This is a genomic window from Tychonema sp. LEGE 07196 (genome assembly GCF_963890365.1).
In the GTDB taxonomy this organism is placed as follows: domain Bacteria; phylum Cyanobacteriota; class Cyanobacteriia; order Cyanobacteriales; family Microcoleaceae; genus Microcoleus.
In genome coordinates, this window is sequence record NZ_CAWPRX010000055.1 from 19,508 (window position 1) to 35,892 (window position 16,385).

General features: G+C 41.3%; 12 protein-coding genes and 1 pseudogene. 12 read left to right on the plus strand and 1 reads right to left on the minus strand.

Annotated elements, in window-relative coordinates:
- Positions 1–124 precede the first annotated feature (124 nt).
- From AACV78_RS07095 to AACV78_RS07135, 12 genes and pseudogenes are all read left to right on the plus strand, one after another.
- Positions 125–1,488, plus strand: a pseudogene (locus AACV78_RS07095) (IS4 family transposase).
- A gap of 416 nt (positions 1,489–1,904) precedes the next feature.
- Complete coding sequence (locus AACV78_RS28655) at positions 1,905–2,243, plus strand: transposase (protein WP_368666959.1); 339 nt, start codon at positions 1,905–1,907, stop codon at positions 2,241–2,243.
- Entirely contained in the window at positions 2,155–2,358 is a 204-nt protein-coding gene (locus AACV78_RS28660; RefSeq protein WP_368666961.1) for a transposase, read from the plus strand. Before AACV78_RS28655 ends, AACV78_RS28660 begins: the two co-directional genes overlap by 89 nt.
- Positions 2,321–2,476, plus strand: coding sequence for a transposase (locus AACV78_RS28665; RefSeq protein WP_368666962.1), 156 nt, complete (start codon positions 2,321–2,323; stop codon positions 2,474–2,476). Before AACV78_RS28660 ends, AACV78_RS28665 begins: the two co-directional genes overlap by 38 nt.
- A 198-nt stretch (positions 2,477–2,674) precedes the next feature.
- Positions 2,675–3,052, plus strand: a complete 378-nt coding sequence (locus AACV78_RS07100; protein ID WP_194010662.1) for a four helix bundle protein — start codon at positions 2,675–2,677, stop codon at positions 3,050–3,052.
- Positions 3,053–3,135: 83 nt separating this feature from the next.
- Positions 3,136–4,683 (plus strand): MlaD family protein, encoded by a 1,548-nt coding sequence (locus tag AACV78_RS07105; protein WP_228042102.1) that lies wholly within the window; start codon positions 3,136–3,138, stop codon positions 4,681–4,683.
- Between the two features lie 428 nt (positions 4,684–5,111).
- Entirely contained in the window at positions 5,112–5,291 is a 180-nt protein-coding gene (locus AACV78_RS07110; protein ID WP_194010663.1) for a hypothetical protein, read from the plus strand.
- A 368-nt stretch (positions 5,292–5,659) separates the two neighbouring features.
- The gene (locus AACV78_RS07115; RefSeq protein ID WP_194010664.1) at positions 5,660–6,433 is read left to right on the plus strand and encodes a Uma2 family endonuclease; all 774 of its coding nucleotides are present in this window, start codon (positions 5,660–5,662) and stop codon (positions 6,431–6,433) included.
- Between the two features lie 336 nt (positions 6,434–6,769).
- Positions 6,770–7,552, plus strand: a complete 783-nt coding sequence (locus tag AACV78_RS07120; protein WP_194010665.1) for a Uma2 family endonuclease — start codon at positions 6,770–6,772, stop codon at positions 7,550–7,552.
- 206 nt (positions 7,553–7,758) lie between these two features.
- Positions 7,759–8,160, plus strand: coding sequence for a tetratricopeptide repeat protein (locus AACV78_RS07125; protein ID WP_194010666.1), 402 nt, complete (start codon positions 7,759–7,761; stop codon positions 8,158–8,160).
- A gap of 121 nt (positions 8,161–8,281) precedes the next feature.
- Positions 8,282–14,725, plus strand: coding sequence for an FkbM family methyltransferase (locus AACV78_RS07130; protein WP_194010667.1), 6,444 nt, complete (start codon positions 8,282–8,284; stop codon positions 14,723–14,725).
- A 40-nt stretch (positions 14,726–14,765) separates the two neighbouring features.
- Positions 14,766–15,767, plus strand: a complete 1,002-nt coding sequence (locus AACV78_RS07135; RefSeq protein ID WP_194010668.1) for an FkbM family methyltransferase — start codon at positions 14,766–14,768, stop codon at positions 15,765–15,767.
- A 117-nt stretch (positions 15,768–15,884) separates the two neighbouring features.
- On the opposite strand, the gene AACV78_RS07140 is transcribed toward AACV78_RS07135, so the two are convergent.
- Positions 15,885–16,118 carry a transposase gene (locus tag AACV78_RS07140; RefSeq protein WP_194010669.1) on the minus strand — a complete coding sequence of 78 codons (234 nt, stop codon included), beginning with the start codon at positions 16,116–16,118 and terminating at the stop codon, positions 15,885–15,887.
- Positions 16,119–16,385: the final 267 nt, after the last annotated feature.

Genomic DNA, 16,385 nt, shown 5'->3' on the forward strand with positions numbered 1-16,385 from the left:
GCTCTTACACACCCATTTGTGACAAATTAAGAAAAAGTGCAAATTGTCAAGGGGGTACACCAAAAAGTGTAAAATAGGCTGAAACATCTATCTGGCAGGCAGTTGAGCCATAGTTGAACCAGTTATGATTCGCAAAAAACGAATCAACCGAGATCATGCAAAGAAAAAAAATAGTCCCCAAGTAGAAAATGAAGCGGTAGCGAATCACCTGGAAGATTTATTAATTCCGGCAATGGCTGCCCAAAAAACTTTTTATCGCCAACTAAATCTAAGAGATAGGATTCTGACACTACCATTAATGATGGCAGCAATATTAAGTCTCTTATGGCGAAATGTAGCAGGAGTAACAGAATTAACCAGATTATTAAATAGAGAGGGATTTCTATGGTGTGAGGCACAAGAGATTAGTCAACAAGCATTATCGCAAAGATTTTTAACTTTTCCAGCAATTTTATTTGAAAAAGTCTTTAAAGAATTACTGCCTCATTTTCGCCAAAAATGGTTAACAAGAAAATCAAGACCACTACCAGATAGCGTACAATTTGCCTTAAAAAACTTTGATAATATCTGGATAGCTGACGGGTCAACATTAGAAGCATTATTTAAGAAGTTACAAAGTTTATCAGATGTGCCAATTGGTCAATTAGCGGGAAAAATGGGAGTAATTATAGACCTAGTAACTCATCTTCCCGAAGAAATTTGGTTTTGGACAAATCCTAAACAAGCAGACACTCATTGGGAAGAAAATTTACTGAAGATAGTCAAGCCAAAAACCTTGATGTTATTGGATAGAGGGTTCTATCACTTCGCTTTTTGGTCAAAACTCATAGACCATAAAATTGGATTTATCACTCGAATAAAGAAAGGTGCATCCTATCAAGTCGAACGGGTATTAACCACTACTTATGATGTCAAAGATCGGATAATTAAAATAGGTGCAGGGACAAAAAAAACACCAGCTTTAACTATAAGATTAGTACAGGTTCGCTCCAAGACTTCCTGGCGTTCTTATCTGACAAGTGTCCGATAACCCGAAATATTGCCCCCCTATGTAGTACCAGATTTATATCAAAGACGCTGGCGAATTGAAGAGGCATTTTATACAGTAAAAAGATTATTAAATCTGAGTTATTTATGGACAGGTTCATTAAACGAAATCAAGCTCCAAATCTGGGCTACTTGGCTATTTTATGCGGTTTTAGTAGATTTAGGAGATGCGGTTGCAGATGAATTAGGAGTACCAATTGAACGGATTTCATTAGAAATGATTTATCGGGGGATGTATCATTTTTCGGTGGCCTATCAAAAAGGAATAGCTTCAGACCTAGTTAAGTATTTTGCCGCGCCTGAAGAATCAAGATTTAGGGATTGTTAAGCTAAGCATGAAAACCTCATGTCAGGCTAATTATTTCTCCTTCCCCTGGAACTCAAAGAAGTCCCGAACATTTTTTTTTCAATAATAAAGGAACGAATGGAGTCATATTTTAATTGGTAAACAGGTAAAAAGGTGAGTATAATTACTCATTAACAATAGTGTTTTTAGCTTAACTTGTGAGTAATGAGCTCCGGTTCAAGAGCATCCCGACAGACTCCACTCGGTCGAAGAGAGTGACATTCATGCCAATCATGTGGAAGCGTTTAACGCCTCACTCAGACGACGAAATTCAGCGTTTCGACCCAGGACGAATACTTATAGTAAAACACGAGAAGACTTGCAAAGGACGTTGGATGTTTTTTGGGTTGTGCATAATTTTATTCGGGTTCATTTCACGACAAAAGTGGTTCCGGCTGTGAAATTAGGGATCTTAAAAACTGGTTTGTCCTGGCAACAAGTTTTTACGATCCGTTATGCCTTGTAATCCACGTCTGGCAAGAATCCTAGGAAATCCCATTCGGGGAAACCAGTGCCCACCAATCGTATTACCGGAATTTCAAAAGTTATTACCTTGAACGAATCCAAGCCCAATGGCAGAGCCATTTTCCCAAGTTGGTTAGTTATAATCGCTTCATTGAATGGGTCCCGGATACACTCGTCTCCCTATGCGCGTATCTGGGCTCTTGCAAGGAGTGCTTGCACAGGAATTAGCTTCATGGATTCCACTTGTCTGAAAGTCACACGTAACCGCAGGATCAGTCAGCACAAAGTGTTTAAAGATATCGCTGCTCGATGGAAAACCGAGCGTCGATTGGTTCTTTGGTTTAAAGTTACATCTAGTCATCAACGATCGAGGCGAGTTACTTAACTTTCAAGTTACGCCTGGTAATGTAGACGACCGAAAACCTGTGCCTGACTTGTTGCAACATCTGTTTGGCAAAGTGTTTGCTTACCCTGGGTTACATCTCCCAAAAAATGTTTGAGGAATTGATGGCAAGCCTCGGTGTGCAAGTCATTACTAAACTCAAACGCAATCTGAAACAACGTTTGATGTCGCTTGTCCGATCGTCTGCTGTTACGAAAACGTGCTGTCGCCCGTGACCGTTATTTAGCAGTTAAAGAATATTTCTCAGATTGAGCATTCCCGACATCGTTCCCCCGTTAACTGCTTTGTCAATATTCTCGATCGGGTTGATTGCTTATTGCCATCAACCCAAAAAGCCAGGAATCGCCATGGATAACAACTTGCTCTGTTCTGCTTAACCCGAACTCACGTTGATTATTAAGAACGAGGGTAATATGACAAGCAAAAGTTTTCAGGAATTGCGGGTTTATAGATTATCAGAACGATTAGCAGATGAGATCTGGAAAATTGTTAACAGTTGGGATATTTTTGCCAAAGATACGATCGGCAAACAAATTATCCGTTCAGCAGATAGCGTCGGTGCTAACATAGCAGAAGGACTAGGACGAGGCAGCTATCAAGACAATCGACGCTTTGTAAAAATAGCCAGAGCCTCTCTGAACGAAACCCAGCACTGGTTGAGACGAGCTTACACTCGAAACCTTTTAACTGTTCAACAGATAAATGAGCTTACAGCCCTCATTAACGACTTAGCCCCTCAATTAAACTCCTACCTACAATCTATTGGGCCATGCCCTAAAAATCACGACTAATAACCAATAACTAATAACGAATGACCAATAACCAATAACTAATAACGAACGACCAATGACTAATGACTAATGACTAATGACTAATGACTACTGACTCAGGAGGCAATATGCGATCGCGAACGATGAGAGAAGGTTCTGTCGGATTCTTAATTTTAGTAGGAATCGGCTTATTTGGAGGCTTAGTCCTCTGGCTGCGGGGCGTGCAGCTAGGCAACCGCAGCTACAAATTCGCCGTAGAATTTGCCAGCGCCCAGGGAATGCAAATAGGCACGCCCGTCAGGTATCGCGGGGTTGCAGTCGGTAAAATTACCGCCCTCAAAGCCAGTTCCAACGGCGTAGACGTCACACTGGAAATTGCCCCCGGCACTTTAGTCATTCCCCGCGATGTGCTAATCGAAGCGAATAAATCGGGTTTAATTGGCGAATCGTCGATCGACATTACCCCCAACTCAATTTTGCCAGACTCATTACTTAGCGCCAATCCCATTAGTGCTGACTGTCCCCCTGCAATAATCTGCAAAAATTCCCGCTTAAAAGGTCAAGCAGGAGTCAGTCTAGACGAACTAATTCGCTCCACAGTCCGCCTAGCTAATTTATACACCGACCCCGCCCTATTCGACAGTATTAAATCAATTGCACGGGATACAGCCAACACAGCTCAAGGTGCTGCTAAACTAACTCAAGATTTATCGGCTCTCACTCAAACTGCCAAAGCAGAAATAAAAAGCTTGAATCAATCCGTCAGGGGAGATGTTGGCACCTTAAGTAAATCAGTAACCAACGAACTAGGAACTTTAAATCAATCGTTAAAAGGAGAAGCCAACAGTTTAACTAAATCCTTACAAATCGAAATAGGCAGTTTGAATCAATCCTTAAAAGGAGAAGCTAGCAGTTTAAATCAATCGGTTAAGGGAGAAATATCAGGAGTCGCCGCAGATGTTTCTAAAGTAGCAGCTACAGCCGACACTTCCACAAAAGCCGTATCTGCAGCTGCGATCGATTCTGCCAATTCAGTAACTCAAGCCGCCAATCAAATTACATTAACAGCCAACCAACTCAACGCTTTAGTAGTAACCAACCGCGCGAGTTTAGTCTCGACTTTAAACAACATCAATCAAAGCAGTCAAGAATTGCGGGTAGCTGTCAGCAGTTTGAGCCCGACAATTAACCGCATCAACCAAGGACAATTGCTGAACAATTTAGAAATTCTCTCAGCCAATGCCGCCCAAGCTTCTGTTAATTTGCGAAATTTGTCCAGCCAGATCGACAATCCCGCCACTTTGCTATTATTGCAGCAAACTCTAGATTCCGCACGAGCTACATTTCAAAACCTGCAGAAAATTACTTCCGACGTGGATGAATTGACAGGAAACCCTGAGCTCCGCAACAACATTCGCCAATTGTTCAAAGGATTGGGAAGCTTGTTGGGTTCGACAGAACAACTGCGACAGCAAGTTAAAATCGCTCAAACATTAGCGCCCATTTCCGAGAAAGAAAATGCGATGACCACTGTGGAAAGTCAATCAGTATATCCGGGATTTCCCAGCTTGCACAAACAGCCCAAATTGCCTATTACACCTCCTAAAGTTGCAATAACATCAGAGCAAAATTCTACTGAAAATACTCAGTAAAAAATGTTCTTATTGAATAACAGCGATTATGGGAAATTGGCTGTTTTGTTTATTTTAAAAAGTATGAAATGTATAAACTACAGTTGCCAATCTAGCAGTGTAGAAGTTTCATTTTTCAATTGGGAGCATCTCAGTTTTGCAAAAAACATTTTTTTATTGTAGTGCGAGCTTAAAAGATCGGGTATTATAGCACTCGCGAGTTCTTAAGCTCGCACTATAAATGCAAAACTGAGATATTTCCTTTCAATTAGTAACGCGAATACTCCAATTTGAAAAATTTCCTGCAATTTTTCCCAACAAAAAAAATAAATTAAAAAACCCAAAATATAATCCAAATATTATCGAAACTTGTCGTAAAAAAACCAAAACCAAGTACACTATAAACTTGGGGAAAATTACCATAAGACTTAAAATTACCAGACGATATTGTGGAAAATATCGACCAGCCACTTTTAGCCACCGCCCTCAGAGAATCCTGGGAATTTGTAGGATTCATTTTAGCTTCAATGCTGATAGCTGCCAATTTTGGAATTTACGCCAAAGTCAACGACAAAACAATAGTAAAAGCACCGGATTGGGTGTACGTACCCTCAGTATTGCCAGCCTAATCGGGAGAAATTCGCCGCAGTTCTACTCCCAATGCAGAGGGAGAAGCACCCGCATTAGTGATGGAATTGTTGTCGGATTATGAGGAGTTTGAGTATTCCGTGAAACCGATATATTCTTACGGAAAATGGCCGTTTTACTAAGGAATGTTGCAAATGCTAGTTGGGAGCATCTCAGTTTTACTTTATAGTGCTGTCCCCGATCGCGTTTTCATACATAAAAGCGAGCATCCCCGATCGCGTTTTCATACATAACTAAACGAGCGGGGAGGCTCGCAGTCTAAAAAAATGCTTGTTACAAAAGTGAGATATTCCCATTGGTAAGAGGCAAAAGGTTTACAATAGAACTACAATTCATAGGAAGCACGACCATGAGAACAGTCGCTCCCACCCTCAAGTCATCTGAAATTATCTACCCCAGTGCGGATGGAAAACCCGTGGCAGAAACTTACGACCACCTTTATGCAATTCTAACCACTTTAGAAGTCATCAAGCAATACCTCGCCGGACAGCACGCTACCGTTTTGGCCAACCAGTTTTTATATTACGCTGAAGGTTTCCCAAAATTGCGTACTGCACCGGATGTCATGGTAATCTACGATGTAGAACCCGGAGGCAGAGATAATTATAAAATCTGGTTAGAAGGGCAAGTTCCGAAGGTAGTTTTTGAAATTACTTCACCGAGTACGCAGTCGGAAGATAAAGTTACGAAAAAAGACTTGTACGAAAGTTTAGAAATTCAAGAATATTGGTTGTTTGACCCCAAAGGGCAATGGATACCGGAAAAATTGCGGGGATATCGATTGCGGGAAGATAGCTATCAATTAATTACTGACAGTCGCAGTGAAGTGCTGCAGTTGCGTTTTGAAATAGAGGGAAAACTGATCGGTTTTTATCGGGAAGATAATGGAGAAAAATTACTGATTCCTGATGAATTAGCCTCGGCATTAGAAGCGGAACGCCAGCGCGCCGAAGCTGAACGCCAGCGCGCCGAAGCTGAAAGTCAGCGCGCCGAAGCTGAAAGTCAGCGCGCCGAAGCTGAAAGTCAGCGCGCCGAAGCGGAAAGTCAACGCGCTGCTGAACTCGAATCTTTGCTAGGGCGTTATCGAGATCGGTTTGGCGAATTGCCTGAGAGTAACGGCTAAAAAGTAAGCGGGCGATCGCGCTTCACGAATCTCGATCGCCCGCGTGCTATTGTTAGCTAAATATTGTTGACAAATCTTAGGTTTTGTGTTGTCTGCTGGAATTGCTCTCAAATTTCTAATGGTGAGGGGCGATCGCGAATTCAATCGAAAAGTCGATCCCACAGAATAGAGAGTTAGTTGGTGAATAGACCTTGAATAATCGCTAAAATTAAGATGGCTGTGATTTCCCGATCGCTCTTGAGTTCTCTAATTTTTGGGTTAAAGGGCGATCGTTAGCAAACTTTAATCAAAAATTTATCGCGTCCAGAAAATCACTTCTACCACAAGGAAAAACCAATGACTAAAACATTATCGAAACCTGTCGAAACTAAAACCAAAACCAAGTACATTATAACTTGGGAAAAATTACCAGAAGACTTCAAATTACCAGATGACCCTGTGGAAAATATCGACCAGCCACTTTTAGCCGCCGCCCTCAGAGAATCCTTGGAACTTGCAGGATTCATTTTAGCTTCAATGCTGATAGCTTCCAACTTTGGACTGTGCGCTAAAGTCAACGACAAAACAATAGTAAAAGCACCGGATTGGGTGTATGTGCCCTCGGTATTGCCCGCCGAATCTGGAGAAATTCGCCGCAGTTATACTCCCAATGCTGAGGGAGAAGTACCGGCAGTAGTGATGGAATTTTTATCAGATCCTGATGGCAGCGAATATTCCACAAAACCGACATATCCTTACGGAAAATGGCGGTTTTACGAGCGAATTTTGCAAGTGCCAGTTTATGTAATTTTTGAGCCTAAGCTGGGAATTTTGGAAGTTTACAGACTCTCAGAGTCGGGAGAATATGAACTGCAACAACCGGATGCTAATCAGCGATTTTGGATAGAATCAATGAATTTATTTTTGGGGGTTTGGGAAGGAGAAAAATCTCAGAGGAGGGGTTATTGGTTGCGCTGGTGGGATGAGAATGGGAATTTGTTGTTGTGGGGTGTCGAACGGGTTCAGCAGGAACAACAGCGGGCCGAACAGGAACAACAGCGGGCCGAACAGGAACAACAGCGGGCCGATCGACTTGCAGAGTATTTAAGAAGTCAGGGTATCAATCCCGATGAAATTTGAAGGTGCGGACAAACCGTGCGATCGAATTAATGGTAACTAGAATAGGTGATTGGATTGAAAAACTTGACAAATATTGGATTTTGTGTATGTTCTAAAAACTTCAAATTTTAAATGGGAGGGGCGATCGTTTTGCGATCGAACTTGGGCAATCTAGAGATAGGTGCTTTGTGCGAGTGCCTGGAAAACAGCCGCGCTAAGGGTTAGCAATGGAAAGTATACAGACAAAATCGAGCGATCGTCGGGTGGTCAATAAGAGCGATCGAACTAAGCAGATTTTTGCGTTAGTATCGATGGTTGGGTTTGCTGGTTCTGCGATTTTTGGGATTGTGAGTCTGTTCAGCAGCGGTTTGAGCAGTCAGCACCGACAAAAACCGGTGGCTGCTGCTGCTGTTTCTCAGGAATCTTTGCTGGCGGCGCAGGAACGGGGATATGAGACAGTTTTGCGGCGGGAACCTCAAAATCAGACGGCTCTGGAGGGGTTGGCCAAGGTGCGGTTGGAGATGAATAATAAGGTGGGGGCGATCGAGCCTTTGGAAAAGTTGGTCAAGCTAAATCCTGACAGAGCTGATTATAAGGTATTGTTGGGACAGGCGAAGGGGAAAAAGTAGCGGAAAGGGCGATCGGTAACTCATTATTACAGTAGATGGATAACTTTTAAATTAAATGGTTCTTGAGAATTCAAATGACTGACTTAGTTTCAGAAAAGGATTGAATATGGGTATAGTACGCATGGGACCGCCAATCGAAATTATATACAAACTTAAAGAAGTTTACGGTCTAGATAATTTTATTGAAACAGGAACATATCAAGGTCATACAGCATACTGGGCCAGCCAAGTATTTGAACAAGTTTTTACAATAGAGTATTCTCAAGACATTTATCAAAAAGTTACCGAAAAATATGGTCATATCACAAACATAGATTTTCTGTACGGTGATACCCGAAATCTGCTGGAAAAAACAGTTTCGAGACTGAAAAAACCCAGCTTATTCTGGCTTGATGCTCATTGGAGTGGAGGGTTAACTTACGGAGAAAGCGATGAGTGTCCGTTAATCGCAGAAATCGAAATTATCAACCGTTCCCACTGCGAACACTTTATTTTTATTGATGATGCCCGATTGTTTTTATCTCCTCCACCGCCACCCCATTTGCCTCAACAATGGCCGGATATTAACACAGTATCAAATTTATTAAATGCAGCAAAAAACCGCCGACACATTGTAATTGTTGATGATGTTATTATTGCTGTTCCGGCGCGAGCAAAAGAACTAATTGTTCAGTATTGCCAAGATTCAATCGCAAATTTAGGCAATACAGGAAGCGGTAAACAGGAAGAAAATCATCAAATCACTGAGGCGTATACTAATAATATTAATAACGGAGAGTCTATCAATAATTATGAATTAAAAATAATAGAAAACTTTATTTTTCCTGGCAATGTAGTTTTCGATATTGGCGCAAATATAGGTAGCTGGACAAATCAAGTATTAAACCGATATCCCGACGTTCAAATCCATTTGTTTGAGCCAGCACCGCCAATCTATCAAACACTTCTACAAAACCTGGCTGAACCGATTAAAAGCGGTCAACTCGTGTTCAACAACTTGGCAGTAGCACACCAACAGGAAATCAGGGAATTTTATTATTACGAAAAATCTTCAGGTTGGAGTACATTACACCGCCGATTTGAAATCGAAAAACAATATAACATTGATTCGCCTCAGCCTTTTCAGGTTTTAACAGCTACCCTTGATGATTATGTCCAAACTAGGGGCATAAAGCGAATTAATTTCTTAAAAATTGATACAGAAGGCGGCGAACTACAAGTTCTTTACGGAGCAACTCACCTGTTGCAAAAAGGCAAAGTAGATTATATTCAGTTTGAGTATGGTGGAACATTTATCGATGCTAACATCACATTAAAACAAGTATTCGAGCATTTACAAAAGTTTAGTTACACAATATTTAAAATACTGCCCAATGCTTTACAACCCTTACTACAGTTTTTACCAGAATATGAGAATTACGAATATAGCAACTATTTAGCGGTGAACGAGAGATTCACAGCTTTGATTTTTAGTGAAGCACAAAATATGCTCGATTTGCAGCAGCTTTGCGTAAAACATTCTGTTGTGCCACGCGGCGTTATTCACATTGGAGCCCACGAAGGCAAGGAAATTGCAAGATACCAATCAATGGGAGTACAAAGAATACTGTTAATTGAAGCTAACCCTGTTGTATTTGAACGTTTAAAAACAAACATAGCGGGTTTTCTTAACGTGCACGCAGTGAATTGTGCAATTAGCAATATCAACGGCACAAGCACATTATATGTAACTTCTCTGGATCAAAGCAGTTCGATATTGCCATTGAAGGAGCATCAAAAGATTTATCCGCAAATCAAGGAAGTTGAGCGTGTAGTTGTGGAGTCGAGAAATCTGGATACGCTTTTAGAAGAACTTCAAGTTAATCCCGCCGATTTTAATATTTTAAACATTGATATTCAAGGTGCAGAGCTTTTGGCTTTCCAAGGAGCAACCAATGTTCTCAAACACATAGAAGCAATTAATACGGAAGTTAATTATGAAGAACTCTATGAAGGCTGTGCTTTAATTGACGAAATCGATGAGTTTCTGGAGATATGCGGTTTCGATCGCGTAGCAACTACAACACCGTTCCATCCATCTTGGGGCGATGCGTTTTATGTGAAAAAGCCCGCAGTCACAATGTCCACGCTGGGTAGAAACGGACGGTTTGCCAATCAAATATTTCAGTATGCTTTCTTGAAAATTTATGCGAAAGAACATAACTTGAAAGTAGAAATGCCAGCTTGGATCGGTCAATATCTCTTTGGTTGCAATGATTCGCCCATTTCTCAAGAGTTGCCGGTAGTTACTGAACCCACGAATAAATTGTCAGCAGCTCGCATCCCTAATGCGAAAGAAATATTTAAAAATGTAAACTTTTGGGGTTACTTTCAATATCACACAAAGTATTACAAACTGCACCAAGAGTATTTCTGCTCCCTGTTCAAACCTGTACGGGAAATAGAAACGAAAATGAAGGAAGCCATCGCTCGTCTGCGATCGCGCGGCAAAACAATCGTCGGTTTGCATTTGCGGCGCGGAGACTACGGCTACGAAGATTTTTTTATAGCACCGAGCGAATGGTACAGAGAATGGCTACAAGGTTTGTGGGAAACCCTCGACGAACCAATACTATTTATTGCCAGCGATGAACCGGAAAAAGTTTTAAGTGATTTTGAGGAGTATAATCCCGTCACGACCAAAGATTTCGGTTTGGAGTTACCGGAAGCGGAGTTTTACCCGGATTTTTACATATTGAGCCAGTGCGATATTGTAGCAATTTCAAATAGCTCATTCTCCTTTGCAGCTTGTATGCTTAACGAAATAGGCAAATTTTTCTTTCGTCCGCACTTGTCGTCCGAAAAATTAATTCCATTTGACCCCTGGAATAGTGAACCAATTTTGCAAAATTATATGCCTATTCATTTTTTCACAATAGTCCTAAATGGTGAACCTTTCATCCGCTACCATATAGAGATTTTGCAGCAACTACCTTTTAAATGGCATTGGCATATTATTGAGGGAGTAGCGGAGCAAAAACACGATAGTGCTTGGATGCTTAGCTTGGGCGGAAAAATTACTGATGAACTTCACGATCGGGGTCGCAGCAAGGATGGTACATCAGACTATATAGATGAAATAGCACGGCTATATCCAAAAAATATTACTGTTTATCGCAAGCCAGAAGGTGTTTTTTGGGATGGAAAGCGTGAAATGGTAAATGCACCGCTGGAAAATATTAAAGAGGAATGCTTGCTGTGGCAGGTGGATGCAGATGAACTGTGGACTGTTGAGCAAATTTGTAAAGCCAGACAAATGTTCGTTGAAAATCCAGAAAAAACAGCAGCTTTTTATTGGTGCTGGTATTTTGTTGGAGAAAATCAGGTGATTAGCACTCGCAACTGTTATGCTCAGAACCCTGCACAGGAATGGTTGCGAACTTGGAGGTTTAAACCGGGATGTGTTTGGATCGCTCACGAACCTCCAAGATTAGCTGAACCTTTATCAGATGGCGAATGGAGGGATGTTGCAGAAGTCAACCCTTTTTTACATGAAGACACAGAAAAAAAGGGGTTGGTTTTCCAGCATTTTGCTTATGTGACGCTAGAACAGCTAGCATTTAAAGAACAATATTATGGTTATAAAAATGCAGTTGCACAATGGCAGAAGCTGCAAGTAGAAACTAAGTTTCCTGTGCGTTTGGGCAATTACTTGTCATGGGTGCAAGATGGAACAATGGTTGATAGGGCTGAGTCTTTTGGTGTAGAACCGATCGCACGACGCGACCAAGATCGTAATCTATGGAGATTTGTTCAGCCTGACGAGTTGCCAAGACAAACAGCAATGCAAAAATTAACCCCCAGGATTATTGTGGATGGCGTGTTTTTCCAGCTTTACAATACGGGAATTGCGCGGGTGTGGCGATCGCTCTTAGAAGAGTGGGTGACGCAGGATTTTGCCAAACATATTATTGTCCTCGATCGCTCTGGAACTGCACCAAAAATTCCTGGCATTGCCTATTGCCCTGTTCCTGCTTACGACTATGAGAAGACGGATAGCGAGCGCGAAATGCTACAGCAAGTTTGCGACGAACAGGAAGCTGACTTATTTATCTCAACTTACTACACAACGCCTCTATCAACACCTTCCGTCTTTATCGCCTATGACATGACTCCTGAAGTCTTTGAGACAAATCTTGATGAACCCATGTGGCGCGAGAAACATTATGGCATCCGCCACGCATCTGCATACATTACTATTTCCCGCAATACAGCATCAGACTTATTAAAGTTTTTTCCTGATATTTCCTCAGATTTAGTAACAGTCGCTCATTGTGGAGTTTCCCCAAAACTATCGCCAGCTAGCCCAGAGGAGATAGAGCATTTTAGGATTAAATACAATCTCTCAAAGCCATACTTTATGATGGTGGGTGCGGCGGGTGGTCATAAAAATGCACCCTTATTTTTGCAAGCTTTCGCGCAACTGCCCAATCAACCAGAATTTGATATTGTCTGCACAGCTCACAGCGCTTTAACAAAGGATGAATTTGAACCCTACACTTCTGGGAGTACAGTGCATAAGCTTCCCCTTAGCGATGAAGAGTTAAAAGCAGCTTTTTCGGGTGCTATTGCGCTAGTTTATCCGTCCCAGTATGAAGGCTTTGGGTTGCCGATTTTAGAGGCAATGGCTTGTGGCTGTCCAGTTATTACTTGTCCCAATGCTTCTATACCTGAAGTGGCTGGAGAGGCAGCTTTATATGTTAAGGATGATGATGTTGAAGCAATGGCGATCGCACTTGTCCAAATCCAAAACTCGGAAGTACGCGAAGCTTTGATAGATGCTGGAATTGAGCAAGCGAAAAAGTTTTCTTGGTCAAAAATGAGCAAAGAAGTTAGTGATGCTTTATTACTTGCCCTTCCCCTCTCTCCTCAAGAAATTTCTGAGATAAGCTGTGGGAAATTCGAGGCTAAATCAATGGATTCTTCTCGCGACTTTAGAGATAAATATATCGACTATATTTATCATAATTGTCCTGGTCTGGATGCAAATTCTCTAGCTCGTATAGCGACAATCCTTGAAAGCACCTGCTGGGAAGAACCTACCTCCAGCACCGACTTAAACAACGTTGCAGTATTAGCTTTGATCTTAGCAGAACAGTCTGAAGACTTATTAGATCGCCAACTTTACCTCAATATGGCTTTAGAAGCCTTAAACCAAGGAATAGAGCAAGATAGCTCTCCTCTCTGTATAGCTCATCTAGCTCTCATCTTGACGATGACTGGAGAAATGTCGCAAGCTATAGAACTTGGTTTTCCTGCTTTTCTCAACACCATCCCCAATGTTTACAGTACCATAGAGAAACTTCCCCCTGCACTCGTTTACTTGCCTTCACCGCGCAACAGTTTGCTTAATACTTTGGCTGAGCAATTGACACATCTACTTCAAGCAAGAGATGCTTCTACTCAGGCATTTCTCCTGTTCAGCGAAGTGCTATGTCGAACTCACATTGTATTTTATTCAGCAGGTGGACTCCGACTACTAAATCTAGCAGAGAAGGTTCTGCCAGATTCGAGTTCCATCAAGTTTAAACTAGGAGTCTCGTGCATGGCTAACAATTTAAGGGAAGGACTTTTATACCTGCACCAAGCCAAGCAGCTAGCGCCACATTCGCCACAAATTTTTCAAGCTCTCTACCTCGCTTATCGAGATATACAGGATGGAAATTCATCTAGCTACTGGCTAAATGAGGCTCGTACATTTCACAAGAAAGATCCTACCGATCCTGATTGGAAATGGGCAAAGTTAGCAGCAAATTCTTCTGTCACTTACCTACCTGTTGAAAAAGATTTATTATTAGCCGTTGATGCAAGTTTTCGGAGTATTGTAACAGGTGTCCTACTGGCAGAGGGAGATTGGTTTGAACATGAAATGGAATTTTGGCGAAACTCTGTTAAAGTGGGCATGACCGTGATAGATGTTGGCGCAAATGTCGGCGTTTATACCTTTACTGCTGCGCGACGGGTGGGGGCTACAGGTCGTGTACTAGCAGTGGAACCTTTTACAGGTTGTTTGCGCTGCTTAGAAGAAACCTGTAAAATCAACGAGTTCGATTCGGTAACAATATGTGCTGGAGCTGCTAGCGATCGCATTGGTACAGCACGATTGCAGCTTTACGCAGCTACCGAGTTGAACGAAATTGTTACTGGTGATGCGGCACAATCAATGCAAATTGGTTCCTTTGAAGAAGTTCCGTGTTTTACTTTGGACAGTTTAGTTGAGCAGGAAAACGTCAACCGAGTTGATTATCTTAAAATAGATGCAGAAGGACACGAAATGTCAGTTTTAATAGGTGGGGAAAAAATATTATCTAAATTTTCTCCTATCATCCTCTATGAAAATATCGCTACGAGCAAAGGCAGTAATTTACCTGTTGCTGATTATCTTAAAAGCAAAGGGTATAAACTCTTTCGCTATCAACCTTACGCCCAGCAACTAATTCCTATAAACTCATCTGATGAGTTGGATGGAAACCTAAATATTATCGCTGTTCCTGAGAGCAAAATAGATTTCATTTCTCAATCTTAAAAGTACATTTCAATTAATAAACCAAAGGAAAACTTAGGCTATGTCAGCATTTCTACCCAGTTTAAAGAGAAGCGGTCATTTAGATCGGATTCACATGACAGTTTGTAACGTTGGCTCCCGCAAACTTACCAGTGAAGATGAGTATGGCCAAAAAGGCTGGGAAATATTTGCACCAAATCTGACTATTTATGGATTTGATGCTGATGCTGATGCTTGTGAGGCGAGCAATACTGCTCTGGAAGCTCAACAAATAAATTGGACAGAAAAACATATTCCTCTAGCGCTAGCAAATTCTGTAGGCGAATCTACACTTTATGTAACTAAGCATCCCATGTGCAGCTCTTTGTACCCACCTAATGAACCTTATCTAGAGCGCTTTTCAGGCTTGTCAGAATTAGTCAACTTAGATTTTTATATGGGAATAGAAACAACTACATTAGATGAGTTCTGCCAAAGTGAAGGGATTGAGGAAATAGACTTTTTACAAATTGACGTTCAGGGCGCAGAATTACAAGTATTACAAGGTGCTTCTCAAATCTTGGGACAGTCTATTCTTGCTGTGCAGGCTGAAGTCGAGTTTTCACACCTCTATAAAAATCAGCCTTTATTTGCTGATGTTGATATTTATCTCAGGGAACAAGGATTTACTTTGTTCGATTTAGATCGAGCTTATCGTTTGCGGAGCAGATCTCCAATTCGTTCAACAGTTCGCGCTGGACAGTTATTATACGGAGATGCTTTTTACTTGCGGGATCTGATAGAAGACGGCTTGGAAAACAATCTAAAAACACCAGATAAAATTCTCAAATTAGCTTGCATTGCTGATATTCTCAATTTCCCTGACTATACTCTGGAATTATTAGAGTATTTAACTTTACACTATGGCAACAACCCTGACTATAATTTTGCCAAAAATATCGTTGAGAGTTTGGCTCAATTTCCAGAGCTTGTCAACAAAGGAATAACTTCTCTGCCTGCTGTTTCCCGATTTTTGGATTACATTGATGGTTATGATATCGAGTCTCTCATCCCCGGTAAATAACCCAACCTAACCACGAACAATTTCCTATTGATTGGACTTTATGTTCACCAGAAAAATCATCTCTGTCAGTATGTATTGCTTCCAGAGAAAAATTGAACAATCTGCTGTTATACCAATTTAATATGAAGCTGCATAGAATAGGGCTTCAAGAATAAACTTGTAAGATGACAACGAACTAATTTGCTCAGGAGTGATTTTTTCAATAACTTGTTTCAAGCGCTCTCGTAATTGATCGAGTGTTGTAAAAACCTCTCCAACAAGTTGCTGTTTGATATATTCCCAAACCCTTTCAATTGGATTAAGTTCTGGACTATGTGAGGGTTGACAGACAGGAATTAAATTTTCGGGCACTGAGAGAGTTCATTAGTGATATGAGCACCCGCTCTATCTATGTGAATGAGGGCAATATCTTTACCCAATTGTAGAGAAAGAGCGTCAATAAATTGCTGAAAATCTTCTCCGTTAAGATGAGCATATTCTTGGCAAAAATGCCAGCAATCTCATTGGTTCGACTACCCCATACAACCAAAAATTTTCACGTTTCCACAGTATGGGAGCAACTGGTTTTACCCCCCGAGCTGTAATTACTTTTCCCGTCAATGTTTTCAATCCCAACCG